Annotated in this window: 20 protein-coding genes and 3 pseudogenes; 10 read left to right on the forward strand and 13 right to left on the reverse strand. The window is 65.0% G+C overall.

Annotation, left to right across the window (positions count from 1 at the left end):
* Positions 1-427 precede the first annotated feature (427 nt).
* Positions 428-802: a hypothetical protein gene (locus tag DTA22_RS02990; RefSeq protein WP_112298436.1), complete on the forward strand. Its 375-nt coding sequence runs from the start codon at positions 428-430 to the stop codon at positions 800-802.
* A gap of 142 nt (positions 803-944) precedes the next feature.
* Here DTA22_RS02990 and DTA22_RS02995 read toward each other — a convergent pair whose 3' ends face one another.
* Complete coding sequence (locus DTA22_RS02995) at positions 945-1,727, reverse strand: hypothetical protein (protein WP_112298437.1); 783 nt, start codon at positions 1,725-1,727, stop codon at positions 945-947.
* Between the two features lie 421 nt (positions 1,728-2,148).
* On the opposite strand from DTA22_RS02995, the pseudogene DTA22_RS03000 reads away from it, so the two are divergent.
* Together DTA22_RS03000 and DTA22_RS03005 are read left to right on the forward strand one after the other, a co-directional pair.
* A pseudogene (locus DTA22_RS03000) lies at positions 2,149-3,156 on the forward strand (alpha/beta fold hydrolase); the annotation flags it as partial.
* A gap of 492 nt (positions 3,157-3,648) precedes the next feature.
* Positions 3,649-5,112 (forward strand): glyceraldehyde-3-phosphate dehydrogenase, encoded by a 1,464-nt coding sequence (locus DTA22_RS03005; protein ID WP_112298438.1) that lies wholly within the window; start codon positions 3,649-3,651, stop codon positions 5,110-5,112.
* Between the two features lie 161 nt (positions 5,113-5,273).
* On the opposite strand, the gene DTA22_RS03010 is transcribed toward DTA22_RS03005, so the two are convergent.
* Positions 5,274-5,741 (reverse strand): SRPBCC family protein, encoded by a 468-nt coding sequence (locus DTA22_RS03010; RefSeq protein WP_112298439.1) that lies wholly within the window; start codon positions 5,739-5,741, stop codon positions 5,274-5,276.
* Between the two features lie 257 nt (positions 5,742-5,998).
* Entirely contained in the window at positions 5,999-6,733 is a 735-nt protein-coding gene (locus DTA22_RS03015; RefSeq protein ID WP_112298440.1) for an IclR family transcriptional regulator, read from the reverse strand.
* A 173-nt stretch (positions 6,734-6,906) separates the two neighbouring features.
* Between DTA22_RS03015 and DTA22_RS03020 the strand changes: the two genes are divergently transcribed.
* Together DTA22_RS03020 and DTA22_RS03025 are read left to right on the forward strand one after the other, a co-directional pair.
* The gene (locus DTA22_RS03020) at positions 6,907-7,722 is read left to right on the forward strand and encodes an SDR family NAD(P)-dependent oxidoreductase (RefSeq protein ID WP_037227125.1); all 816 of its coding nucleotides are present in this window, start codon (positions 6,907-6,909) and stop codon (positions 7,720-7,722) included.
* Positions 7,723-7,750: 28 nt separating this feature from the next.
* The gene (locus DTA22_RS03025) at positions 7,751-8,665 is read left to right on the forward strand and encodes an NAD-dependent epimerase/dehydratase family protein (protein WP_037227128.1); all 915 of its coding nucleotides are present in this window, start codon (positions 7,751-7,753) and stop codon (positions 8,663-8,665) included.
* 245 nt (positions 8,666-8,910) lie between these two features.
* Here the strand turns inward: DTA22_RS03025 and DTA22_RS03030 are convergent, their stop codons facing one another.
* On the reverse strand, positions 8,911-11,241 hold the full coding sequence (locus DTA22_RS03030; RefSeq protein ID WP_112298862.1) for an ATP-binding protein: 2,331 nt from the start codon (positions 11,239-11,241) through the stop codon (positions 8,911-8,913).
* On the opposite strand from DTA22_RS03030, the pseudogene DTA22_RS36610 reads away from it, so the two are divergent.
* Positions 11,200-11,800: pseudogene (locus DTA22_RS36610) on the forward strand (IS110 family transposase); the annotation flags it as partial. The gene DTA22_RS03030 and the pseudogene DTA22_RS36610 sit on opposite strands and share 42 nt — an antisense overlap.
* 7 nt (positions 11,801-11,807) lie before the next feature.
* Here DTA22_RS36610 and DTA22_RS03035 read toward each other — a convergent pair.
* Positions 11,808-12,335, reverse strand: a complete 528-nt coding sequence (locus DTA22_RS03035) for an ester cyclase (protein ID WP_112298863.1) — start codon at positions 12,333-12,335, stop codon at positions 11,808-11,810.
* Between the two features lie 804 nt (positions 12,336-13,139).
* On the opposite strand from DTA22_RS03035, the gene DTA22_RS03040 reads away from it, so the two are divergent.
* Positions 13,140-14,024: an AraC family transcriptional regulator gene (locus tag DTA22_RS03040; RefSeq protein ID WP_112298441.1), complete on the forward strand. Its 885-nt coding sequence runs from the start codon at positions 13,140-13,142 to the stop codon at positions 14,022-14,024.
* Between the two features lie 5 nt (positions 14,025-14,029).
* On the opposite strand, the gene DTA22_RS03045 is transcribed toward DTA22_RS03040, so the two are convergent.
* From DTA22_RS03045 to DTA22_RS03055, 3 genes and pseudogenes are all read right to left on the reverse strand, one after another.
* A complete protein-coding gene (locus DTA22_RS03045) occupies positions 14,030-15,235 on the reverse strand; it encodes an MFS transporter (protein ID WP_112298442.1) in 1,206 nt (401 codons plus the stop codon).
* A gap of 153 nt (positions 15,236-15,388) precedes the next feature.
* A pseudogene (locus DTA22_RS37095) lies at positions 15,389-15,607 on the reverse strand (transposase); the annotation flags it as partial.
* 207 nt (positions 15,608-15,814) lie between these two features.
* Positions 15,815-17,101, reverse strand: coding sequence for a glutamate dehydrogenase (locus tag DTA22_RS03055; RefSeq protein ID WP_112298444.1), 1,287 nt, complete (start codon positions 17,099-17,101; stop codon positions 15,815-15,817).
* 182 nt (positions 17,102-17,283) lie between these two features.
* Here DTA22_RS03055 and DTA22_RS03060 point away from each other — a divergent pair, with 182 nt between their 5' ends.
* Positions 17,284-18,207: a LysR family transcriptional regulator gene (locus DTA22_RS03060; protein ID WP_037227136.1), complete on the forward strand. Its 924-nt coding sequence runs from the start codon at positions 17,284-17,286 to the stop codon at positions 18,205-18,207.
* Between the two features lie 294 nt (positions 18,208-18,501).
* Here DTA22_RS03060 and DTA22_RS03065 read toward each other — a convergent pair whose 3' ends face one another.
* From DTA22_RS03065 to DTA22_RS36180, 3 genes are all read right to left on the reverse strand, one after another.
* Entirely contained in the window at positions 18,502-18,801 is a 300-nt protein-coding gene (locus DTA22_RS03065; RefSeq protein WP_037227138.1) for a hypothetical protein, read from the reverse strand.
* Between the two features lie 315 nt (positions 18,802-19,116).
* Positions 19,117-19,395 carry a hypothetical protein gene (locus tag DTA22_RS03070; protein WP_112298864.1) on the reverse strand — a complete coding sequence of 93 codons (279 nt, stop codon included), beginning with the start codon at positions 19,393-19,395 and terminating at the stop codon, positions 19,117-19,119.
* 176 nt (positions 19,396-19,571) lie between these two features.
* Positions 19,572-19,712 carry a hypothetical protein gene (locus tag DTA22_RS36180; protein ID WP_037227142.1) on the reverse strand — a complete coding sequence of 47 codons (141 nt, stop codon included), beginning with the start codon at positions 19,710-19,712 and terminating at the stop codon, positions 19,572-19,574.
* 1,814 nt (positions 19,713-21,526) lie between these two features.
* On the opposite strand from DTA22_RS36180, the gene DTA22_RS03075 reads away from it, so the two are divergent.
* Positions 21,527-21,820 carry a DUF4193 domain-containing protein gene (locus DTA22_RS03075; RefSeq protein WP_037227144.1) on the forward strand — a complete coding sequence of 98 codons (294 nt, stop codon included), beginning with the start codon at positions 21,527-21,529 and terminating at the stop codon, positions 21,818-21,820.
* 155 nt (positions 21,821-21,975) lie between these two features.
* Here the strand turns inward: DTA22_RS03075 and DTA22_RS03080 are convergent, their stop codons facing one another.
* Complete coding sequence (locus tag DTA22_RS03080) at positions 21,976-22,176, reverse strand: hypothetical protein (protein ID WP_037227146.1); 201 nt, start codon at positions 22,174-22,176, stop codon at positions 21,976-21,978.
* 175 nt (positions 22,177-22,351) lie between these two features.
* Here DTA22_RS03080 and DTA22_RS03085 point away from each other — a divergent pair, with 175 nt between their 5' ends.
* Positions 22,352-22,951: a VOC family protein gene (locus tag DTA22_RS03085; RefSeq protein ID WP_037227148.1), complete on the forward strand. Its 600-nt coding sequence runs from the start codon at positions 22,352-22,354 to the stop codon at positions 22,949-22,951.
* A 639-nt stretch (positions 22,952-23,590) separates the two neighbouring features.
* Here the strand turns inward: DTA22_RS03085 and DTA22_RS03090 are convergent.
* Positions 23,591-23,869, reverse strand: a complete 279-nt coding sequence (locus tag DTA22_RS03090; protein WP_037227149.1) for a hypothetical protein — start codon at positions 23,867-23,869, stop codon at positions 23,591-23,593.
* Positions 23,870-24,613 lie beyond the last annotated feature (744 nt).

The raw sequence follows: 24,613 nt of genomic DNA on the forward strand, positions 1-24,613 counted from the left end.
ACCAGCAGCCCACCCCAGGCCCCGCCCACCGCATCCCCATCCGCCTCAGCGACGACGCATACACCCGCGCCCACGCTGCCGCCCGCACCGCCGGCCAGAACCTCGAAACCTCCGGTCCACGAACGCATCACCGACGCCCTCAAACAACCCGAATAGCAGGTTCAAGCGCCGACAGCGAACCATCCGCGACGTGTCGCAAAGATCAGTTCGGATGGTCTTACGATGCGGATCCTGCAGTCCATCGTCCAGGTGGGCGGTATCCGCGAGAGCGACCACCGCCCTCCGCGGAGCCGCCACCCAGGGGTGATTTTCCGCCCCCTTGCGGGTCGCGGATCACCCCCTTCGGGGTGTTATCGAACGCCGGCTTCCGGCGAAAACTAGTGGTCGTCCGAGAACACCAAACCCCCGAACTTCAGGAGCCCACAGAATGTCCTCGATCACCACACGCACCGCAGCCGCAGCAGCCGTCGGCGTCGCCCTCGGATTCGGAGCCGTGCTGGCCCAGAGTGCCACCGCCGCAGCAGCACCCACCGATGGTGCCGCACCGCAGGCCCCATACACCGTCCAGGTTCGCGACCGCATCGGATGCGCCAACGCGTGGCCCATGGTCGCCTGCGATGCCCCCGACGAGGACGTACCCGAGCAGGTCGAACTCTACGAGCCGGGCACCACACTCACCGAGCCGGGCGGCGTCGAGCTCTTCGGCTCCTCCAGCGCTCCGTACCACGCCGCGAACTACCCCCTCGAACCCGACGACGGCGTGATCTCCCACCCCCTCGACCCTGACATGCCCTGGATGTGATCACCCGGGGTGCTCCGGCGCCGAGTCCCGCGCCGGAGCAACCCGGTGACGCGACGCCGAGAGGTTCCGTCGGTACATCGACCCTGCCGTAAACGCCCACAACGATGCGACCGGGGTCGACGTCTTCAGGGGCAGCCGCTCGTTACCGGGAATTCTTCTCGGCGACCGCGGTCGCTGGGTGCACCGCGATCAGGCCGAGGCCCTGGCGTCGCTTGCACAGCCGCGCCAGCTCGCGATACACGGCCTCACCGAGCAACTCGGTGAGCTCCGGCGCATACGACTGCCACACCGCCTCGGCGCCGACGTGCGCGTCCGGCGAGCCGGAGCAGTACCAGTTCAGGTCTGATCCGCCCTCACCCCAGCCGCGGCGGTCGTACTCGGTGATCGTCGTCTTCAGGATCTGCTCGCCGTCGGGTCGCTCCACCCATTCCTGGGTGCGCCGGATAGGCAGCTGCCAGCACACATCGGGCTTCACCTCGAGCGGCTCGATGCCGCGTTTGAGCGCCATGGAGTGCAGCGCGCACCCGATGCCACCCTCGAATCCGGGACGGTTGAGGAAGATGCACGCGCCCTTGAAGCGGCGGGTTCGCAGCGCCGGCTCGTCGTCGAGCTCGTCCTCCTCGATGTACCCCCTCTTCCCGAGACCCTGCTTCATGAACTGCCAGTCCTCGGGTCTGAGCAGCTTCACGGACTTGTGCAACTTCGCGACGTCCTCCTCGTCGGTGAAGAAGGCGCCGTGCGAGCAGCAGCCGTCGTCGGGTCGGCCCGCGATGATGCCCTGGCAGGCCGGGGTGCCGAACACGCAGGTCCAGTGCGAGAGAAGCCACGTCATGTCCGCGGCGATGAGATGCTCGGAGTCGTCGGGATCGAGGAACTCCACCCATTCCCGAGCGAAGTCGAGCGCAACCTCGGGGCTGGGCGTCATCTTGTGCGACGGACCCGGAATACCTGCTGCCACAACCCCCACGGTAGCCCACCCACATAACAGACAAGGACTGATCAGGTCCCCGTCCGGCAGCAACGACGCCCGACCCGAATCGCGCCGATACACCTGTGACATCACCGCGGTGATCCGCCGACGATCCACCCCAGTCCCGTTGCTGCACAGCGGAAGCGCTGTCGATCGACACGGCCCAGGGCCCGGTGCTCGATGACCGGTGATCGCCTGCGTGTAACGCCGCGGCCTCCACCGCGAATAACCAGCGAACGTTTCTCGCACCTATTTCGGGCCCGGGAGGAGGCAACGACCTCCTGATGTCGACACCCTCGGGTGGGGCGTGTCGTCACGTGTTTCGACGGTGCGAAGCGAAGAATCGACGTAGAACGCGACAGTCGAGGAGGGTGCGATGAACCCCAGTCGCATGCGCAGGCTCAGGCCGGTGCCCGACGCCGAGCCGCAGATGATGTTCCGCACCATCCACGGGTACCGACGCGCCTTCCGCCTGGCCGGGGACGGCCCCGCACTCCTGCTGTTGCACGGCATCGGCGACAACTCGTCGACATGGACCGAGATCATCCCGCACCTCGCCGAGAATTACACCGTGATCGCACCCGATCTACTCGGCCACGGACGCTCCGACAAACCCCGTGCCGACTATTCCGTCGCCGCCTACGCCAACGGCATGCGCGATCTACTCTCGACCCTGGGAATCGACCAGGCCACCGTGATCGGACATTCGCTCGGCGGCGGCATCGCGATGCAGTTCGCCTACCAGTTCCCCCAGATGGTGGATCGGCTCATCCTGGTTTCCGCCGGCGGTATCACCACCGACGTTCATCCGCTCCTGCGGCTCGCCGCGACGCCGATCGTCAATGAGGCACTGAAATTGCTGCGCCTGCCGGGAGCGGTGCCCGCGGTGCGCTGGGTGGGAACCCTGTTGACTCGACTGCACGGCACTCCCCTGCGCCCCGGTGCGGCGCTGCACGACACACCGGATCTGGTGCGTATCTTGACCGAACTTCCCGACCCCGCCGCGTACGAGGCCTACCTACGCACCCTGCGTGCGGTGGTCGACTGGCGCGGACAGACGGTGACCATGCTCGACCGCTGCTATCTGACGGCAAGTCTCCCCGTTCAACTCATCTGGGGAGATCGGGATACGGTCATCCCCGTCAGCCACGCCCACACCGCGCACGCGGCAATGCCGGGCTCACGCCTGGAGATCTTCCCAGGCGCCGGTCACTTCCCCTTCCGGGACGACCCCATGCGCTTCCTCCACACCGTCGAGAAATTCCTGACCGCCACGCGCCCATCGCCATTCGACGAGGCCAGGTGGCGGCAACGGCTCAACATCGGAACCGTCGAGACAACTCTCACCCCCGACGTCTCGACGCATGCCGATATCGACGCCATCGAGACGATCTGCTCGCCCGCGTGGGGCGGAACGATCGCGGAGCTGAGCGGCGCGGTCCCGCCGTCACCGAGTGGGTGCGCCGCAAGCGGCGTCCCACAGTCCTGATCGGGATTCGCCGCGCACTGTTCCTTGCCGCGTCCGGCCATCGGGTGCGTACTCAGCGATCAGGGCGCGGTATCTGCGATCGAAGATCAGATCGATGTGTCCGGTCCGCGTGGCAGTGCGGTACAAGATGGTGCGATTGCGGTCCCGCCGGTCCACGTCCTCGAGCCGGCCGAGCCCCCGGTCACCGTCCCCCTCGAACCGGAATACCCGTAGCCGAAGCAACCGTTGCGTGCCTGGTGCCGGGTGCCTGTCGCCGCGAGGAGGCGCTTCCATATGCTTGGTGGTGCGCACGCCGTTCTCCGCAACATGGGTGTATGACGTGCGTCTCATCCCGACCGGCGTCCGACCCACGAGCACGCCAATGAGCCAGAAAGCCAGAGGAACGCAGTGAGCACAGCGGAACTGACGCAGTGGAACTCCGAGGAAGCTCTCGCGGAAGCGATGATCCCGATTATCGGCGGTCTGCACCGCAGGCATTCGGTGACGATTCTGCTGCACAGTCGCTCGCTGGTGAACAAATCGGTCATCAAGATCCTGCGGACCCATCGCTTCGCCCGACAGATCCGTGGCGACGAGCTCTCCGTCGAGGAGACGTTCCCCTTTCTCGAGGCACTGACCGGCCTCGATCTGCGACCGTCGAAGATCGACCTCGGCCTGTTGGTGACCGCCTACCATGCCCACGGTGGCGGAGCGCCGATCCCCGAGTTCGTCGCGGAGAGCCTCGCCGACCTGGTCGGTGGTGCCCAGACGAGCCCCGCGCAGCCCCAGGATGTCGTCCTCTACGGATTCGGGCGTATCGGTCGACTCGTCGCGCGGCTGCTCATCGAGAAGGCCGGTTCGGGTAACGGCCTGAACCTGCGTGCCGTGGTCGTCCGGAAGGGCGGCAAGGACGACCTGGTCAAGCGTGCGTCACTGCTGCGCCGCGACTCCGTCCACGGTCAGTTCAACGGCACGATCAAGGTCGACGACGAGAACAACGCGCTCATCGCCAACGGCAACGTCATCAAGTTCATTCACAGCAACGATCCGACGAGTATCGATTACACCGAGTACGGCATCGACAATGCGATCCTGATCGACAACACCGGCATCTGGCGTGACCGCCACGGGCTGTCGCAGCACCTCCGCCCTGGTGTGGCGAAGGTGGTGTTGACCGCGCCCGGCAAGGGTGACGTCCCCAACATCGTGCACGGTGTCAATCACCGCGACGTCGATCCGAACGAACGCATCGTCTCGTGCGCGTCCTGCACCACGAACGCCATCGTCCCGCCGCTGAAGACCATGGACGACGAGTTCGGCGTCGTGCGGGGCCACGTCGAGACTGTGCACTCGTTCACCAACGACCAGAACCTGCTGGACAACTACCACAAGGCCGACCGGCGTGGCCGATCGGCGCCGTTCAACCTCGTCCTCACCGAGACGGGTGCGGCCTCCGCGATTGCGAAGGCTCTTCCCGACCTGAAGGCCAAGATCACCGGCAATTCGATCCGCGTGCCAACGCCGGACGTGTCCGTCGCGATCCTCAACCTTCAGCTCAGGCGCGAGTCCACCAAAGATGAAGTGTTGGAGCACCTTCGCCAGGAATCACTCACCGGAGCGTTGAGCCGGAACCTCGACTACACCGCGGCAACCGACGCCGTGTCGAGCGACTTCATCGGCTCGCGTGCGGCGTGCATCGTCGACGCGAACGCCGCGATCGTCGACGGCGACACCGCCATCCTGTTCGTCTGGTACGACAACGAGTTCGGCTACTCCTGCCAGGTGGTTCGCACCGTCCAGTACCTCTCGGGCGTGGAGTACCCCATCTACCCGGCGGTCGACGCGGCCGCGGCCGCTGAAGCGATCGTCTAGTGGCGTGAGCGCGCTCGGCCACTCAGACGCAGAGGCGCTCGCCCAGTCGGCTGCGGTTCGGTCACTCCCGGCCTCATCCTGCCTCGTGCGGTGGTGATCAGTTGTGCTAACCGGGTGGTGTCGAGACGAGCGCCGCGGTGCTCGCGGTGACAAGTGTGGGGTCAGTCGGTCCCTTCGACGTACGACGCCAGGTTCGCCAGCGAGGAGGCGATCCCGGCCTCGTGTACGTCTTGGTCGATGCCGGGTGGCACGTCGGTGGCGGTGACGGTCACCTCGGTCCCGTCACCGGCGGCAACGAGGTGCCAGGTCATCGTCATGGTGCCCGCGTACGACGGGTCGTCAGCGTCGAACACCGCCCGCTGCACCACCCGCTCCGATGGCACCAGGTCGGCGAATCCCACATCGACGACATCCGTCGCATCCGATGTCTTTCCGGGGCTGTCGACGGGGTTCAGGTAGGTCAGGACCATCCGGAACCCGCCACCAGGGCGGGGATCCCACCGCTCGACCCGCCCGCGCATGCCGTCCGGTGGTAACCAGGCCTCGAGGGAGTCCCGGTCGAGGAGGGCGCCGTACACAGTCTCCGGTGGTGCCGCGATCACCCGGCTGGCGCGGTCAGTCCTGTCCATCGCCCAATTCTAGGGCCGAGGAAATTCCGCAGGGGACCCACAATCTCCACGATGTCACCTATCCAGGGAGCGGGTCGTGCCCCAGCCCCTCCCCGAGAGTGCTCGCCGTCCCTCGACCGGCCGCGACCGACTCTGATTGTGGCACCCCTCCCCCGGATCGGATGAATCGCCTCGGGGACGGTACACCCTGAGGTCACGTCAGGTGGGCGACCGCGTATCCGGTACAGAACTGCCGACTCACCCAGCCGATTGCGCCACTACCGAGCAGAACGGCGCCCCGAGACATCCGACGAGGGGACCTGCATCCGGCGCCATATCTCAGCCGCCGCGGTCTGCACCGACAGCCGTATCCGCTGGTCCACGCCGATCTTGGCCACCGAACCGAAAACCGAGACGGCGGCGGCCTCCCCTCGGCCCATCGGCCCGATCGGCACGGCCACGCAACTGAATCCCTTCATACACTTCTCGTGCTCACATGCGACACGCAATTCACGCACCCGGCCGATCTCCGGCGAGCTGATTTGTGAGCACCCCGCACCAGCGAGCAATGCCTTGCCGATCGTTGAAGAGTCCGCGCGAAGACGGCTACCGACACGCGACCGGACACCTGGGGCGAGATCCCCGCCGATCTTCTCGAGGTAGATCACGTCCGTCCCTTCGAGGACGCCCAGGTGCACGATGCATCCGGTTGCGCGGTGCAGCCAGTGCAGACTGGGAAGCGCGGCCCGGCGAAGCGAATTCTGTTGCGCCGCCATCGACCCTAGTTCGATCATGCGCATACCCAGTTGGTAGTCCATGCGGTGACGGTGCACCCAGCGGAGGGCAACCATCTGCTCCAACGCGCGATGAACAGAGGATAGCGGCAGTCCCGTGGCGGCGACGATCTGCGACAAGTTCAGGCGTTCGACGCCCTCGAAGGCGTCGAGGATCAGTGCCGCCCGCTGCAGAACTCCGGTCGGGCCATCGCCGGAACCGGAACTGTGCGCTCGCATCCGGTCTCCTTCCTCACTCTCCGCACCCTGACGTAATTGCTTCTCCTCACGAGAGTTTCACGCGAGACCACCTCGTGCAAATGGTTGACACCAGCGCTCGCGGAGACGGAGATTCTTCCATCCACCGGGAAATCGGCTATCGGCCGGTGCATGGAATGCTCTGTAATCCGTCAATGCCCAATCTCATCTCCTTCACTCCCGGTGCGATGCTGGCCGGCCGACGTGCCGTGGTCACCGGCGGTGCCGCAGGCATCGGAGCGGCGGTTGCGCGGGCCTTCGCCGCGCACGGCGCCGACGTCCTTGTCGCAGACATCGAACCGATCGGTTCGCTCGAGTTCGACATCGCCGCAGGCGGCTCGATCACCTCGGTCGAATGGGATGTGCGCGCGACGTCGTGCCCCTCCGCACTCGTCGGGCACCGACCGGATGTGCTGGTCAACAATGTCGGCCACTATCTGCAGCCGCCGCACACGTTCGCCACCAACACGCCGTCGCTGTGGGACGAGCTGCACGAGATCAACTTCGCTCACGTCCTGCGTCTGGCGCAGGCGTTGCTGCCGGGCATGACCGAGCGGCGTGACGGCTCGATCATCAACCTCACCACCGTCGAGGCCCACCGAGCGATTCCCGGCCACGCCGTGTACTCCGGGTACAAGGCCGCCCTGACGCAGTTCACCCGGTCGCTGGCCATGGAGGTCGGCCCATCCGGCATCCGGGTCAACGCGATCGCTCCGGACCTCATCGAGTCCGTCCAGGTGCCCTACGCGACGCTCGTTCCCGAGGAAGACCGGGAGCTGTGGCCGACCTGGTCGCCGCTCGGCGGCCCCGGGCAGCCAGAAGACGTCGCCGGCGCCGCACTCTTTCTTGCCTCCGACCTGTCCCGCTTCGTCACCGGCGGCACCATTCACGTCGACGGCGGCACCCACGCTGCCGGTGGCTGGGTTCCCCGCCGCTCCGGTGGCTGGACCAATCGTCCCCGCAACCCCTGAGCAGCGAAACACCGAAAGGCACCTCAGTATGAAGATTCTGATCATCGGCGGCACCGGCATGATCGGCGCCCACGCCGCCCTCCACCTGCGTGACCACGGCAATGACGTCACCGTAGCGGCACGAGGCCCGGTACCAGACGATTCGCCGGTCGCCGACTTTCCACGACTGGCGGGTGACTACACCATCCCCTCCTTCACCCGTGAGCAATTATCGCGGTTCGACGGCATCGTCTTCGCCGCCGGGCAGGACGTGCGGCACAAGTCGCCCGGGGACGCCGAACAGCCTTTCTGGGAGAACACCCAGAGCGTCGGGGTACCGCGCCTGGCCAAGCGCGCCAAGCAGGCCGGTGTGGGCCACTTCGTGCAGGTAGGGAGCTATTACCACCAGCTGCGGCCAGCCCTCGCGTCCGTCAACCCCTATGTCTCGGCCCGGAAGGCGGCCGACGAAGGCGCCCGTGCGCTCGCGGACGAGTCGTTCACCGTATGCACACTCAATCCGCCGTCGATCATCGGTGCCGTGCCGGGCGCATCGGCCCGCCGCTATCGGCGGATGATCTCGTGGGCGGCCGGACACGAGCCGGCCATCCCCGACTTCGCCCCACCCGGCGGCACCAACTACATGTCCGCCGCTTCGCTGGCGCAGGCGATCTGGGGCGCTCTGCAGAACGCGGCACCCGGCACGGCGTATCTCGTCGGAGACCAGAACCTTACCTTCCGGCAGTTCTTCCAGATGGTCGTCGACGCCGCGGGCGGCAAGCGTGTCATCGCAGAACGCGACGAGGAACACCCCCTGCTACCGGACCCCGCCATCGTCCAAGGCCGCGGCAACACCCTGGCATACGAACCGGACCCGGAGCAGGTGCTCCGTCTGGGTTACGCCCGCAACGACTGCGCTCGTGCGGTCGAAGCACTCATCGATGTGGTCGTGGCGGCCACACACTGACAGCATCCGACGCTCGCCAAACCCGTCCACGATCGGGGTAAGCGGTACGACGCAGCTGATCGTCGCGGGCGTTGGCGGCCAACCTCATTCGGTCCAACGAGCTGGATTTCCGCCCTCGTCGGCGTCTTCGACTCCGTAAGCCAGGCCCTGCACGGAATGCAGGGCGTGCGGCGTCGAAGTTCGGCGACGCGGGCGGACCGATCAGCCTGGACGGAATCCTTTTTGTGATGCGTGGCGGTGTGCGATCAGGACTGCCGGCCCTGTCTCTGCTCGATGATCCAGGCCGCGATCTGCGTACGGGAGGTGAATCCCAGTTTGGCGAGGATGTGCTCCACATGCCCCTGCGCGGTGCGTTGCGAAATGACGAGCCTGTCGGCGATCGCCTTGTTGGTCAAGCCCTCGGCGACAAGTTCGGCGACCTGCAACTCCCGCCGCGTCAGACTCGAAGGGTCCGATCCTGCGGAGACGCCTACCCTGTCGTTCTCATCGAGTGCGTATGCTGCCGCGTCTTCGAACCGCATGCCAACCCCGCGACGGAACTCCACCTCGAACGCGCGGTCACCGATCGCCCGGCGAGCCGTTTGCTCGACCCGTTCATGGACGGCGGTGAGATTCGGGTACATGGTGCTCGGAACCCCTACTGTCTCGGCGAGGGCCTCGGCGGCACCCATCAACGTGGCGGCACGCCTGGGCGCTTCCTCTTCCACAGCGATCCACGAGAGGACCTCGAGGCACCCGCCGAAGCTGATGCGGTCGTCCCCAGACCGAGCGAGCTGCAGCACCTGCGCAATCAACTTTTTCGCCTGGGAGTGCTCACCGCGCTCCCAGGACGCCACCCCTAGACCCCACAACGCCCATCCCCGATAGACTGACTCCCCTCGCGACTCCGTGAGCGCAACAACCTCCCGCCGGCACTCCTCGCTGCGCGTCCGGTTTCCGGCCGCGTCACTGGCCGTCGCGAGCCCGAGCAGCGACCAGATCAGATACAGCAGATTCCCGTCCTGACGGAAGACCGCGATCGAGGACTCGAAGCACTCGCACGCCGTTGCGTAGTCCCCGGTGATCAGGGCGTGATGACCGGCGGCATCGTCCATCAGCGCCGCGGCGGTGCGATCACCGAGCCGCTCCGCCACGGCGCCTCCGCGTTCGGCATAGAGCGCCGAAGCCTCCGGGTCGCCATGCAGTCCGGACAGCACACTGAGCACGTACAACGCCCTGATCCGCTCCACACTGGGTGTGCCGTCCTGGACCGCGAGAAGTTGCGCAAGCCATCGCATCCCCTCACGCAGCCGGCCCCGCACCCGCCAGTACGGGTACAACGCCGCTGCCATCCGAACTCCCGCATCCGCCTCGCTCGGCCCGATGAGACAGAACTGCAGTGCTGCAAGGATGTTGGGTTGCTCCGCGTCCAGGCGCACGATCCAGGCCACCTGCCGTGAACTGACCCAATCGGACTCCGCCCGCAGCACCACCTGTTCGTACCAGTCCCGGTGCCGCCGTAACAGCGAACCGAACTCACCGGTCTCCTGCAGCCGTTCCGTACCGTAGTCGCGCAGCGTCTCGAGCATCCGGTACCGCACCGCCCCCGTGGCATCCACGTCACGAATCAGGATCGACTTGTCGATCAGCGAGCCCACCAGATCCACAACCTGTTCTGCCGCCACGGGGTCGGTGCAGATGCCCTCGACGGCGTCGAGTTCGAAGCTGCCCGAAAATACCGCCAGCCGTCCCCACAACTCCCGCTCGGCCGGAGTGCACAACTCGTGGCTCCAGTCGATGCACCACTGCAGAGTCTGTTGCCGTGCCGGCGCCCCTCGACTGCCCGAAGTCAGCAGCCCGAATCGGTTCGTAAGCCGCTGCAGGAGCTGCTCCACGGACATCGCCCGCAGCCGCACCGCCGCCAGTTCGATCGCCAGCGGCAGACCGTCCAGGCGACGGCAGATCGCCGCGACCACATCCTGATTGTCCTCGGTGACAGCGAAGCCCGGGACCAACGACGCCGCACGTTCGGCGAACAGGTTCACCGCCTCGTAGTGCCCGAGCCCCCCACCGGCCGTCGACCGCTGGTCCGGTTCCGGCATCGTCAACGGCGGCACCCGGAGGACGGCTTCTCCCCCGATGCCGAGAGGTTCCCGGCTGGTCGCGAGAATCCGAAGTTCCGGGCAGGCACGGAGAAGGGCGATGGCGAGGTTGGCGACCTGGTCGACGAGGTGCTCGCAGTTGTCGAGGACCAACAGCACCTTCCGTGCCGTCAGGTACTCGACGAGCAGTGCCTGGGGCGGGCCGCCCCGACCCTCGCGCACGTTCAAGGCCGAGAGCACCGCGTCGACGACCGCGTGCGGGTCGGGCAGTTCGCCCAACCCGACCAACCACACACCGTCGTCGAACACGCGAGAAGAATCGGCGGCCACCCGGAGTGCGAGCCTCGTCTTACCCACACCCCCGACTCCGGTCAACGTCACCAGCCGCGATACAGAGAGCAGTCGACGCACCTCGGCGATCTCCCGGCGACGACCGACGAAACTCGTCAACTCATAGGGAAGGTTTCCCGCGCTCGCCCTGCCACCGAGAGGCATGAATCCGCCACCTTCTCCCGTACCTGCGACCACGGTACCGCCGCCGCGGCGCGCGATTGGGGGTTCGTGACCGCACGGTCCTGGCTATTCGACCACCCAACACCATCGGGCGCCCTGCCCGTCACCATCGCCCGCTCCTGCGGACATGGCGTCGCTACCTGCCCGGCGTGTCGGTGCGCCGCATCACCGACACGCCCGCACCTGGCCGCCACACCCTGCGCCGGGTCGACACTGGGGACGAGGCGCTGACGGAACTGGAGGTCATCGTCGGCGTCGATGACGGCCGCGCCGGTGAGGCCACCGCGTCAGCAATCGCATCCGCGGACTCCTGACCTCCATCCACCCTGCCCCTCGAACGGGTCCTCGAACCCCGCGTCACCCATCCGCCGTTCTCGAGATCCTCTCCAGATGTGACGGACCCGCCGGAAAGCACCAGGCCGGGAGACGCAAGCCGCGCTGGACGCAGACGGTGCCCGGCAGCAAGGCCTCCGAGATCCTGCCGGAGCTCGCCGGCTCGCTGAAAGCGGTTTTGCTGCAACGTAAAAGCATCGGATGTGATCGTGGGGCTAGTGGCGTCTAACCATGCCGACAACACGCGTTCCGGCGTTGAAGACGGCCTTCATCGCACGATCCGCAACAGATCCGTCAGGCGGTAGCAGCTTGATCTGACGGGCGAACTCCATTTGGTCGTAGCGCACCGTGTTGGTGACGACCTTCCCGTCCTCGATGACGAAATGATCGAATCCCTCGAAGTCGATTCGCCGCCCGGTCGCCGCGATGCCGACGAAGGTGCCGACGTGCCGTCCGGTCAGGTGCCAGTGAACCAAGACGTCTTTGCCGGACTCGGCAATCGAGACGAGCTCGAAGGCGAAGTCGGTGACAGCGGCGAAGACCTGGTCGAAGTAGGCGGCGATCTCGGCGGCCCCGCGACAGGTCCCGGTCGGGAAGTTCACGGTGGTATCGGTGGTCCAGAAATTGCGCAGGCTGTCGACGTCCTGGGCATTGATCCGGTCGAAAGCCCACTCGACGAGTTGTGCGTTGGAGACGTCGTTCGGTGGAGCGATAGGGGTCGAGGTAGGGCTGCGATCAGGCATCTCTACTCCCTGCACGTTGAAGCGCGGCACATGGACGGGCACTGCACGGGACTTCTTCCGTCAAGGCTAACGTCGCGCGTGCGAGCAGTCGACTACTCGAAAACGTTGTCGGGGATGGTGCAGCCTCCGCCTGCGCGTCGATCTCGGACGCGCCCGACGTGAGAAATGACCCGGCAACCCGCCCCCAGGCCGCGGCCACTCCGCACTCGGACTTGCCGAACTCACCGACGGCGCCGCCGTGATGACATCCATACCGGCGGCAGTTTCGTGTCTGCGTGCAGCACTCTCACCATCGCACTACTCGCAGCGATACCTCGTTCGATCAGGCCCAGCTCAACATGTAGTGTACCCTATCTATTAGTGCACTATTAATATGCGCGCACCTAAAGCGCCAGCCGCACGGCCGGCCATCGAAACAGGTCAAACGTGCACAGACCCGGACAAGACCCCTACCACACGCGAGGACAAGGCCAATGAGACAGTCCGACAGCACCTTCTACGAGATACGGGGCGCAAGCACATTCGACACGCCTTGATGAGGAGTCGCACGAACCGCCTGGGCGTACCTGTTTCCTGAGCTCTGGACACCCCCATGACGAAGGCGATTGCCTCGATGTCCTCGACAGTCCTCGACGCCGAACATCGTTCCGAGTTGAGCACATACTGTGGGCGCGAGGCAGATTCGATAATCAATTCACTTCTTTCGGCCGCCGGGTAGACGTGCCTACTCCAACGGAGGGCCGACACGGCCGCTCTGGGGGCGGTCGAGGAATATTCTCAGACGGTTACGGAGTTTGCACTACGGTGTTCAAAGCATTAGATAACGAGCCTCGGCAGATGGGGGCCTTGGATCGTGCGTTGGCCTCGCTGGACTGGCCCGTTCAGGCCGCACAGCGTGAGTTGCTGGCGCCGGGTGAACGAGTCGCGCGGGTGCATGACTCCGCCGGGTTCTCCTACATTTCTGCGGGAACTGCAGCTCTCCATGTTGGCAAAGAACGAACTGAGCTTTCCGCCGGTGACCTGCTCATCTACCCCCGGGCACACCGAGCTGAGATCCGCGCCAGGCGCGAATCCAACGTTATCAACGCATGGTTTCTGCCGTCCGGCGGCTCAGCTCAGACTCTCGGCACTTTCCCCAACACTCTGGTGGTGAGGGAGTTCTCTGTACGTGAACCGAATATGGCGATGCTCATCGAGGGCATGCTCAGCGGACAAGCTAACGCTTCCGATTTCAGTCGGGCAGGAGATGCAGTGGTGTGCAGCCTCATTTCCACCACCATCGTCTCGGCCGCAATCCGGCTTTGGGCGGAGCTTGGCTGCGCTCCCGAGCGGTGGCTGCATCAGGTGTCGGACCCGTTCATCGCACGCGCACTCGATGCGATCCATGAGAGTCCCGGGGATGCCTGGACCCTGCAGACCCTGGCTCGGGTGGCAACCATGTCTCGATCCGCCTTCGCGGAGCGCTTCACCACTCTGGTAGGTCAAACCCCGGCGTCATATCTGACCGAAGTTCGAATGGAGACCGGTAAAACGCTTCTGATCCGTGACGGGCTGAGCATCATAGAAACCGCCCACCGCCTCGGGTACGAATCTGAGGCCGGTTTCAGGCGCGCCTTTCGACGGCACACCGGGTCCGCGCCAGCTGTCTGGCGCGGACAACAACGGTCCCTCTTACTTCCTGCCCTATAGGCCGATTATGCCTCCGCGCTTGCTGCTGCCGTCGTCCTGGCCATTCGGAACAAGGTTCCACCCACGAGAGAAGCAAGTGCGGCGGCAATCAACGTCGCCTGGACTCCAGCGTTATCTGCAACCACGCCACCGAGTCCAGCTCCAAGAGTGATCGCAATCTGAAATCCGGTCACGATTAGCCCGCCCACGGATTCCATCCGATCCTGAGCGAGCCGCCCGATCCACGTACTGACCACCAGCAACCAAGCCCCAAATCCAATACCCCATGCTGTCGCACCCACCCCCACTGCCCAGAAATGTCCAGGGAAGAGCGCAACCGTAGCGATGCCAAAGCCGATGAGTGCGGGCACAACCAAACGCATCAGGTTCAGGTTCTTATCCACGAGCAGCCCGACGACGACGTTTCCGGCAAGGCCTCCGATACCAAACGCGGCCAACAATCCCGCGATTCCGCCCGCGCCGATGCCGGGAACTTGCTCGAATGCCAACCGAATATAGGTGAACGCGGCAAAGTGGCCAAGGACGGTGAGTACGTGCCCCACCAGACCCAACGACAGGCCGGGCACTTTGAGGGTGTCTGCCAATTCGCGAAACCCCGAGGTGGTGGCAGGGGCAATTGCCGGCAACACGGCGCGCAACGAGATAGCGACCAGCACCGACACGACGGCCACACCGACAAACACCACGCGCCAATCAAACACAGAGCCAAGGTAGACACCCAAGGGCACGCCGCCCACTGTGGCGACGGTGGTGCCACCGTTCACGAGCATAAGGCCACGCCCTAGGCGTTCCGGTGCCACCAGCTGGGAGACGATCGCCAGCGACATTGCCCAGAATCCGCTAATTGCGGCCCCAAGGATCAACCGGGCGACGAGCAACAGCACGAGATTGGGTGCGACGGCGACCAGAATGTTGGAAACCGCAGCGGTCAGAGCAACCCCAGTCAGAAGCGTTCGCCGGTCCAGCCGGGGAAACATCATGCCAACGACGGGGGCCACCAAGAACCCCATGAACGCGGTCGCGGTGACCGTCTGCCCCGCCTGACCCTCAGTGATGTCGAGTGAGGCTGCCATCTGCGTCAGCAGGCTGGGCGGAAGAAATTCAGCGAGCACCAGCGTAAAGCTGGTGGCCATGAGGATGAGCACCCCCGCCCACCCAGCGCGCTCAGAGCGGCGTGAGGGGAGGATTCTCGGCGCGGTGTTTGTTGTCATCCGTTGATTGTTCCGAGAATGCGCTACCCAATACGGGACCAATCGTCCACACAACAAAGCCAATCGTCCACGCAATTGTCGCCGGAAACCTGGTTCACGCCGCCTCGTACAGGACAATCCGCGCTTCGGCGGATCTGGTTCTGGCGCATGGGTTTAACTTCCATCCGCGGTGATGCGTCCCTGGAATGCGGTCGCGAAAGCGTGCAACGCTCCTTTCCACCGAGCCCCGGGCCTGTGGCCGGACACAGGCGCTCGAGTGCAGCTTGTTCGTTCGGGCGGTGCCCAGGCGCCCGCACCGCCCGACGGTAGCGAGCATTGAGATTCTCGGCCGCGTTTCGCCGAACAGACGACAAGTCTGATCTCGGCGTCGTACCTTGTCGGCAATTTTTCTGAGCGTCTCTTTCGAGACCGTTGTGCCTGGGGTGCCTCCCGCATGCGGGGGACAACGTCGTCGAAGTGGGAGGCGAGTTCTGTCGACAACGCCGGCCGAGCCTCGCTGTCGTGTCTTGGCGATCTGCCGATCGAAAGTGACAGTCCCCTACCCGGCGGCCCGGTGTTCTGTCGCTGATCGCCCGCCGTTCACTGGATCATGAGCGGCACTGCCAGAGGATCGGCCGGGGCCGGCGCGCTGCGGTTGGCCGCGACGAGGTCCCACGCGGTCTGCCGTGGCGCCACGCCGTCCAAATTCCATCGCCCGAGCAGCAACGCCACCTTGGCCAGCATCTCAGTACGCAACCGCCGGAACGAGTCCTCGGGGTCGGTGCCGACCTGACCGAGTAGTACCCACCAGGCCCAGGCGACTGCTCCGGCATTGGCAACGAAGTCTGGGACCACCGGAATGCCCCGCCCGGTGAGCACCGCCTCGGCCCGCGGGGTTGTCGCGGCATTCGCTGCCTCGATCACGACTTTCGCGGCGACGTGGTCGACGTTATCCGTCGTGATCGCGTATGAGATCGCGGCCGGGACGAGGATGTCTGCCGCAGTGGCGATCACAGCCGCGCTCGGTAACCGCTGAACATGCGAGGGGACGCGAGAACGGTCGATCTCGCCGAAGCCGTCCCGCAGGTCGAGCAGCGTGGGAACGTCCAGGCCGTCGGGACAGTACAGCGTGCCCAGGGCGTCGGCGACAGCAATCACGCGCATACCGGCCTCGTACAGATACCAGGCGGCGCCGCCCCCCATGGTGCCGATGCCCTGGATCGCCACCGTCGTGTCGGCCGGAACCCAGCCACATGCTTTCACCGTACCGATGCAGGCCTGCGCGACTCCGTAACCGCCGATCACATCGCCCAGCAGAAACCCGCTGGGCACCGGGGCGTTCAACGCCGCCCGTACCCGGCGCAGAGTCCTCTGCGGATCTTCCGCACGGCTGATCGCCGCATGGTACGACTGCTGAAGGCCGAGCCGCGCGAAGACGTCGTCGAGCAGATGCTGCGGCACTCCCAGATCCTCCGCGGTCACCCAGTGCGCGGCCAGCCAGGGGCGCATCGCCTGACAGAACCGCTCCAGAACACCGACGGCACGGGGGTCCTTCCGGTCGAAGTCGATGCCCCCCTTCGCGCCGCCGACAGGCAGGTCGAAAACCGCGGTCTTGGCCGCCATGCCTCTGGCCAGATCCTCCACTTCCGACATCGTGCAGCCTGCCCGCATTCGAGTGCCCCCGGTTGCCAGGTCGGACACCAATGTGTGCACGACGAGGTAACCACGAGCTCCCGTGACCGGATCAGACCACGTCACACGTAACAGGGGCTCACCGCTGCGCACGGTCGCCACATCGACCCGACGCTGCGTCGCAGTGTTCTCGCGGTAGTCATACGCTCGGTGCTCGGGGTTGCGCCCGAACCCGCATTCCGTCGTCGTGGTCACCTCGAGTTACCCCAATCGTCGTCAAAAAGCATCTTCCACGACCACTCAGCCGATGACGCCAGAGTGCGCGCGCTGGTGACCAGGCGTCCAGTTAAGGATCGTGAATGATTGCGTTCACGCTTTCTACACAGGGCAACGCGTGGCAGGTTGGACGGTTCGGAATGGATGCATAGGCTGGAGGCATGGAGCTGTCTTTGCGCCGGTTGCGGATGCTTCGGGAGTTGCACCGCCGTGGCACCGTGACAGCCGCTGCGCAGGCCTTGCACTACACCACATCCGCGGTATCCCAACAGCTCACCCAGCTCGAACGCGACGTCGGCGCAAAACTATTCGAGCGGCGCGGTCGGCGGGTACAGCTCACCGAGATCGGCCTGCTCCTCGCCGAGCACGCGGAGGAGATCATGCGATCGGTGGACCGGGCGACGACTGCCCTGGAACAAACGCAGGACGGGGTCACCGCCCGATTGACCGGTGGTGTGTGGGCGTCCGTCGCGTCGAGCCTGCTGCCGAGTGCGCTGACGTTGCTGGCCGCCGAGCATCCCGGCATCGAGGTGCGAACGAAGGAACTCGCGCCGGAGGACACCGCAGTCGCGGTACGGGACGGCTCACTGGACTTCTCGTTCGTGATCAACTATTCCGACTACCCGATGCAATGGGACCCGGAGCTGACCAGAGTGGTGATCGCGGTGGAGCGGCTGCACGCAGCGCTGCCTCCGGGCACGGTATCCGCGAGAACCATGGCGCTGGCGGACCTCGCTGAGCATCCCTGGATCCTTGCGGGACCCAATTCGCATTTCGGCCGCGCGGTGCGCTTGGCCTGTCAGCGTTGCGGATTCGAACCCAGGATCAATCATGAGGTCGGCGAGCAGGCAACGGCACTCGCGATGGTTTCCGCGGGCCTGGGCGTCACCCTTGTCTCCGATCTCGGACTGACTCTGCGCCCGCCGGGGATGGACGTCGTCGCGCTCACCGAACCGCTCATGCGGACGATCTCCATCGCCCATCGCGGGACAGCAGCGCACCGACCGCCACTGCAACTGGTGATCGACGCCGTGCGTGCCGCGGCAGCCGCACAGGGACTCGCCGCGCGGGCGCCATACCCGTAGCCACAGACGACACACGCCGTACCGCACATGAACGGTTGAACCGGTCGAGGCACTTCCGCAGGATCCCACTGGGCAGGAGACGTCCAAGTCCCCCTGCACAGCGCCGGGTACAACCGTCGGATGAATGATCCCTACCCGCACCGCCGCCGGATTGCGACGCAGTGCACGTCAAACTTCCCGCGAACTCGGTCTCGGTCTCGGTCTCGGCGCCACGGATCGTCCACCGGTCCCTCTACGGGCGTCCTCAGGCCAAACCGGAAGGATCACATCGCAAGCGTGGGACCGGTCGGACCGTTAGCTGCTTGGCCCGCCCGTGCGGCGGTGGTGGGGGTACACAGTCGCTAAAATACAAATATCGTCTTGGGCACAGTCCGATTCGGGAATGACCTGCCACAACCGCTCGATGAAACGGCGCGCGGTCATTCCGAAGCGCACAAGGATTTCCTCCTCGGTAGCACCACCGAATGGTGCCCACATCATGGCGAATTCGATCAGGTGCTCCGCTTCGGGGTCGGGATGGTTGCGGGTGCGGTTCGCTTGGATCCAAGCGGCGCGACGTCTCTGACGCCACCGGCGATACTCGCGAGAGTTCATGGATACTCACACTTTTAGTCGGGACTGAGAAATCCTCGGAAATCGGGGGCTCACCACAGAGAGGGAAAGAATGAAAGCCATGCATACGCCGATGATTACACCCAGGCTAGGCCCATTCGTTCGCACAGAATTGCGCCTCGGTGAAGTCGACAAGTACGCGGCGCACAGTCCAGAATTCGATGAACCAGCGCCAGGCCACGGTGACCTTTGACCGAACCGGAGTGACCTAGCTGGGACAGTGCCGAGTCCCAGGAGCCGGCTCACGCACGCTCAACTACGAAGAGCAGCGATCACGCGGTCCCGTTCACGCCGTCCTCACCCGACACAGATCAGTACACCCACGACCGCTACTGCGACCAGCGAGGCACCACCGCAGATCAGCCACGCCCGCGTTGCGAGCCGCCGCCACTGATCACACCGACCAGCCACCTCCGCGACCGCGACCGACCGCCCCAGGTCCGCATCGGAGTCCCGCCACTCCGAGAGGCGGCGGGCCTTCGCATCCGCCCGTGCCGCCACACCGAACGAGACGGGGACCACCAGCAGCACAATCACCAGTAGGCCAACCAACGCGCCCATACCCGTCTCGAGCATTCGCTTTCCTTCCACGCCACACGACGCCCGGCGCAGGTGCCGCGCGTCGATCACGGCCACCCGGACCCACGGGCGCAGCCGATCCCCCGTCCGCTCCAGAGCCGAATTAGTGATGCACAATCTACGACGCGCGCGATCAACCACCGGCACCGGCGAAGGACCACACGTCACTGCGTCTACAGGCCGGGCATCGGGAACTTCCACACGGCCACCACAACCACGCCCATGACCAACCCGGCGTAGAGAACAGTTCCAACCACACTGACGCGCAACGCATTCAGCAGATTGGCGCCCAGGCTATCGGTGATCCGTGCCATCACAACTCTTCTTTCAGGTGCAGGAGTTCCGGATTGCCACGTCGATGACGTTGCACCGCATACACTCGACCGATTTCGGCACCTGCACATCGGCCGAAATACCGACACCCATACCCTTATTTGAGTCGGGAGGTTTGGTCTCGACTCAGGGTTGCAACCAACCATCCCCAAGCGCCAGGTTTCTCCCGCAGAATTCGCTGTGTTCTACATCACACGGCCGGTGTCCGATTTGAGCCTCCCCCGGCATTTCGCTGCCCCGTCCAGATCGGGGAGGTTGTCGGGCACAGCTATTGCGGGGCCCGACTGGCAGGTGGCCACGAGCAACAATGATGGGCGAGCAGCTCCGAACCCATTCCGGACCACATTGCGGCACTGCGAAATCGCACTTACTGGTCGGTAATTCGGGGTTGTCGGAAATTGTGCAATGGCATGGATCACACTCCCTGGACTTCCACGCTCCAGCTCACGAACATCATAGATGCGCCGCGCGTCACTACGCGCAGGTTGACCCTGTAGCGCCCCTGCCAGCTGATACCCATCGTTGGCGGGGGCTGCGCCTGGTTCTCCCCCGACACGATCCGCACCGCCATTGCTCCCGGACACTCCTTCGGCGCCGCGGCTCCTGGCCACTGTTGCCAGCCACGACGAAAGTCACCGTCGCCCGATCGTGTCCCGCCGATTCCTGTGCATGACCGGCATGCCGTCGCTGCTCGGGGGACCCTTGGTGCACCCGATACCGGCATCCCGATACGGGCACGATCACAGGACGACAGCACCCACACCCACACCCAATCCACCGTCGTGGTTTTGGTATACGTTGGCGAGGAGGCGGCGAGCACCTCCTGCCGCTGGAGGTCTTCACGACTCGCGGCAAGCCGTTCCACCGGACGACGCCGGCGCCCGCGCGATCCCGCTGTCACCGAAATAGTCTCTTGTCCAACGTATTTCGTGTGGCGGTGTCCGGAGCGTCCTTTCGGACGAGGTCCGCGCACGCGAGCGTGGTGGCGGGGTCGACGCCGGCCCGAGAATCTCCTGCCGAGCCGGAGCGGGCATCCGGCCCGTAACAAAACAGGTACCCCACCCCGCCGGATGGCCGGTTCCGGATATGCCCGAGACCACGACTATGGAAACACCCGATCAGTTCTTCCCACGCTAGAGGCCTCCATGCTCGAAAACCCCGCTCCACCGCCGAAGACGTCTCCGGCAACACCCACCCCACCCACTGCGAAAACCACCATCCCCTGTCGAGCTCATCCCAAGCGAATCACCATCCGTGCAGCCCACAGGCGGCGGGCCGCGACTGGCGTTCCCGCAGGCTCGCCCGAGCTCGACTGGTTACGGCAGTCCCTGCGAGCCTGTGATCTACTCGCCAGCGTGCAATCCATCAGCCCCTCGGATCGGGCGCTCGTCGCCTTCGGAATCGAGTGGGCTCCCTACGGCGGCGCCGACTCCGAGGAACTGTTCGTTAAATTCGGCGTGCAACGGAGCAGGTTCCTAGTCCTACTCCAAGCCGCGATGGCTCCGAGGCCATCAGACCTCGAGCGTCTACGGACCCTCAAGACAACCCTGTGCAACGACCTCCTCCGCGCCTGGAACGAATCGCCACCGAGGCCGCCATCGCTTACCAGTAGTCGGTAGGTCACTTCAGCAGATGGGCGCCCAGGCACCGGACGGGGCGACCGCATTTGTGGCGGGTGAGTGACACCGGTGTCGTCGTGCGGCCACAGCACCCCATGACCCCCCGGCGTAGGTCACTGCGCCGGACCCTCTACCCTGGCGGATCCGAACACGCAGAGCATGAGGAAAGAACAGCCATGGCCACCGACTACGACGCACCGAGAGTCACCGAATCCGACGAGTCGACGGACACGTCCCTCGAACAGCTGACGGCCGGCAGGAAAGAATCCCAGTCACCCGCCGTGGACGTCGAAGACATCGACACCGCAGAGTCCTTCGAGCTACCCGGCGCCGACTTGTCCGGCGAAGAATTCACCGTCCGCGTCATCCCCAAGCAGGCGGACGAATTCACCTGCACCAGTTGCTTCCTGGTCCATCACCGTAGCCGCCTCGCCGACGCTCAGCAGCTGATCTGCCGAGACTGCGCCTGAGAACAGCGACACATCCGAGGGCCACGGATGTGTCGCGACTCGTCACAACACGGTGCACGCCGTAGCCCGGAACCCCCACAACCGTCACGAGAGCGCACTGCTCTCGTGACGGTCCTGCCGTGTGCTCCGGCGCCTCCATCGGACAAGCTCAGCGATCATTCCGGCACGCCGTACTTCTCGATGAGCGGGGCAAGTAGTTCCGCGGCGAGTGGCGCGGTGATGATGTCCTCGTCGCGTACTTTCGTGACCACCTTGGAGTCGGCGTCGCACGAGATCGGGATGACGAACAGCTGACAAGACTCGTCGACCGCCGGTTCACCGCACAGGCACGGAACAAGACCTGGCTCACTGAACACCGGTCGGACAGAAACGGAACTCGAACGTCGCTTCACCACGTCCCCGCCATGACCCCCACACAGTCCGACAAACCAGATCGGCTATCCCGGACCTCGAGGACCGGGTTTGCGCCAAGAGATTCATTGATCAGGAATCGAGAAGCACCTACCCCCGGGCGGCACTAACGTCACTCGCATGAACATCGAATCCCTCACCCTCGAAACCCCCGACCCCACCACCCTGAAAGCATTCCACGCCGCCCTCGGCGTAGATGAACACATCAGCGCCCGCGACACGGACGCACCGACCACCGGCTTCCGCGGTTACACCCTCTCCCTCGTCGTATCCCAGCCGAACATCGTCGACGCCTACGTCGGGGCTGCCCTCGACAATGGCGGCACCACAATAAAACCAGCCAAGAAGAGCTTGTGGGGGTACGGCGGCGTCGTGCAGGGCCCCGACGGAGCACTCTGGAAAGTCGCGACATCGTCGAAGAAGAACACCGGGCCGGCCACCCGGCACATCGAGGACCTCGTCCTGCTGCTCGGCGTCGAAGACGTCAAAATCAGCAAGCAGTTCTACCTCGACCACGGGCTGGAAGTGACAAGAAGCTTCGGACGCAAATACGTCGAGTTCGCCACCGGCCCGAACGTCAAGCTCGCGCTGTACGGTCGCCGCGCCCTCGCGAAGGACGCCGGCGTCTCCCCCGACGGCACGGGCGCCCACCGGATCGCCATCAGCAGCGACGCCGGACCCTTCACCGACCCCGACGGCTTCACATGGCAGACAGTGTGAACCGGAGAAGTCTTCGGGTCAGGGCGCGACCGAAACGACCTTGCCAACCCGGAGGCCGAATTCCGGGTGCTGTCCCGAGCCAACACTGAAAAACATATGTGGCGTGGATCACATCACCGCGATACGACCCGCTGGCGGATCTACCATTTCCTCGCGCCAGTACACACCAAGTACAGGTCGCCGATGCAGTCTCCGCCTGCCGAATCCTCACTGGCTAGCGAGGATTGGCACACGTCGCTACACCGCGATCCGCCGATTCGGTGGAGAAATTTCAGAATACTGTCAACGCCCGAGGAGACTGCCCAGGCACACCACCTAGGTACACCAGCGCGGACCCGGACCGCCCACTCGAGAGCGCCGTTTCCCGGATATCGCATCGCGTAACGAGCGCGATCAGGGATCGCGCGGCGGTGTCCTGTTGCACGTCCCGGCGAGGCCCGGCCGGAGCGGAGAACACTCCGACCGGGCCGCTTCGGCTCACCGGGGGCTTCACCGCACTCCCAAACGATCTCAGGACGCGGACGTCACTGCAGCCGAGAGGTTTCAGATTCCGGCGACACGCGGAGGCCCGGGCTCGACGTCGTCAGCTCGGCCAACAGCTGCGAACCAGGAATCGCGCGGTCCCGGTCCACGCCGTCCTCACCCGACACAGATCAGTACACCCACGACCACTACTGCGACCAGCGAGGCACCACCGCAGATCAGCCACGCCCGCGTTGCGAGCCGCCGCCACTGATCACACCGACCAGCCACCTCCGCGACCGCGACCGACCGCCCCAGGTCCGCATCGGAGTCCCGCCACTCCGAGAGGCGGCGGGCCTTCGCATCCGCCCGTGCCGCCACACCGAACGAGACGGGGACCACCAACAGCGTAACCACCAGTAGGCCAACCATCGCACCCATACCCGTCCCGAGCATTTCCGTTCCTTCCACACCACACGACGCCCGTCACAGGCGCCGTTCATCGATCACCCGGACCCACGGGCACAACCCCCGTCAGCTTTATCGCGGAACTACTGCCTGGCGTTGCACTCCGACTACCGGAACCGGCGAAGGACCACAAGCCGAGCGCGCCTACATGCCCGGTACGGGGAACTTCCCTATGTCCGGGACGATTACGCCGATGCCCAGTCCGGCGCGCTCAACGGTGCCAAAGACTTTGGCACGCAACGCATCCAGCCGTTCGGACCACAACTCATTCCCGAGGTCCACGATTCTTCGCAGAAATTGTTGTGTTCTACGTCACAGCATGACGCCTGTTCTTTCGATCCCAAGCATGGCTGCGAGCAACTCGCCGCCGACTCCCGCCGATCGCAAACTCGCCAGTGCCACCTGATTCACATGCACCGTAAACAGCTCCGAAATTGCACTTACCGGTCGGTAATGAAGAGGTGCAGGAATTGGTGCAATGGCATGGATCACACTCTCTGGACTTCCATGCTCCGGCTCACGAAGATCACTAATGCGCCGCTCGTCACTACGTGCGGTTTGTCCGTGTAGCGCCCCTGCCAGCTGATGCCGATCGTTGGCGGGGGCTGCGCTTGGCTGCGCCACACTATTTCCGGCGTCGACACGGACCCTTCGCCGCTCGGGTCAGCAGACCGATACGCACGATCACGACGAACTCCTCTGTCGCGGCAAGAAACGGTCGCCCGCGTTCGC

It is taken from the genome of Rhodococcus wratislaviensis (assembly GCF_900455735.1).
GTDB lineage: Bacteria > Actinomycetota > Actinomycetes > Mycobacteriales > Mycobacteriaceae > Rhodococcus_F > Rhodococcus_F wratislaviensis.

What these genes read in the sequence shown, in the direction of transcription:
- DTA22_RS02990 (WP_112298436.1), top strand. Translation starts at nt 428, where the DNA reads ATGTCCTCGATCACCACACGCACCGCAGCCGCAGCAGCCGTCGGCGTC.
- DTA22_RS02995 (WP_112298437.1), bottom strand. Translation starts at nt 1,727, where the DNA reads ATGACGCCCAGCCCCGAGGTTGCGCTCGACTTCGCTCGGGAATGGGTG.
- DTA22_RS03010 (WP_112298439.1), bottom strand. Translation starts at nt 5,741, where the DNA reads ATGGACAGGACTGACCGCGCCAGCCGGGTGATCGCGGCACCACCGGAG.
- DTA22_RS03015 (WP_112298440.1), bottom strand. Translation starts at nt 6,733, where the DNA reads ATGCGAGCGCACAGTTCCGGTTCCGGCGATGGCCCGACCGGAGTTCTG.
- DTA22_RS03020 (WP_037227125.1), top strand. Translation starts at nt 6,907, where the DNA reads ATGCCCAATCTCATCTCCTTCACTCCCGGTGCGATGCTGGCCGGCCGA.
- DTA22_RS03025 (WP_037227128.1), top strand. Translation starts at nt 7,751, where the DNA reads ATGAAGATTCTGATCATCGGCGGCACCGGCATGATCGGCGCCCACGCC.
- DTA22_RS03030 (WP_112298862.1), bottom strand. Translation starts at nt 11,241, where the DNA reads ATGCCTCTCGGTGGCAGGGCGAGCGCGGGAAACCTTCCCTATGAGTTG.
- DTA22_RS03035 (WP_112298863.1), bottom strand. Translation starts at nt 12,335, where the DNA reads ATGCCTGATCGCAGCCCTACCTCGACCCCTATCGCTCCACCGAACGAC.
- DTA22_RS03045 (WP_112298442.1), bottom strand. Translation starts at nt 15,235, where the DNA reads ATGACAACAAACACCGCGCCGAGAATCCTCCCCTCACGCCGCTCTGAG.
- DTA22_RS03060 (WP_037227136.1), top strand. Translation starts at nt 17,284, where the DNA reads ATGGAGCTGTCTTTGCGCCGGTTGCGGATGCTTCGGGAGTTGCACCGC.
- DTA22_RS03065 (WP_037227138.1), bottom strand. Translation starts at nt 18,801, where the DNA reads ATGAACTCTCGCGAGTATCGCCGGTGGCGTCAGAGACGTCGCGCCGCT.
- DTA22_RS03070 (WP_112298864.1), bottom strand. Translation starts at nt 19,395, where the DNA reads ATGCTCGAGACGGGTATGGGCGCGTTGGTTGGCCTACTGGTGATTGTG.
- DTA22_RS36180 (WP_037227142.1), bottom strand. Translation starts at nt 19,712, where the DNA reads ATGGCACGGATCACCGATAGCCTGGGCGCCAATCTGCTGAATGCGTTG.
- DTA22_RS03075 (WP_037227144.1), top strand. Translation starts at nt 21,527, where the DNA reads ATGGCCACCGACTACGACGCACCGAGAGTCACCGAATCCGACGAGTCG.
- DTA22_RS03085 (WP_037227148.1), top strand. Translation starts at nt 22,352, where the DNA reads ATGAACATCGAATCCCTCACCCTCGAAACCCCCGACCCCACCACCCTG.
- DTA22_RS03090 (WP_037227149.1), bottom strand. Translation starts at nt 23,869, where the DNA reads ATGCTCGGGACGGGTATGGGTGCGATGGTTGGCCTACTGGTGGTTACG.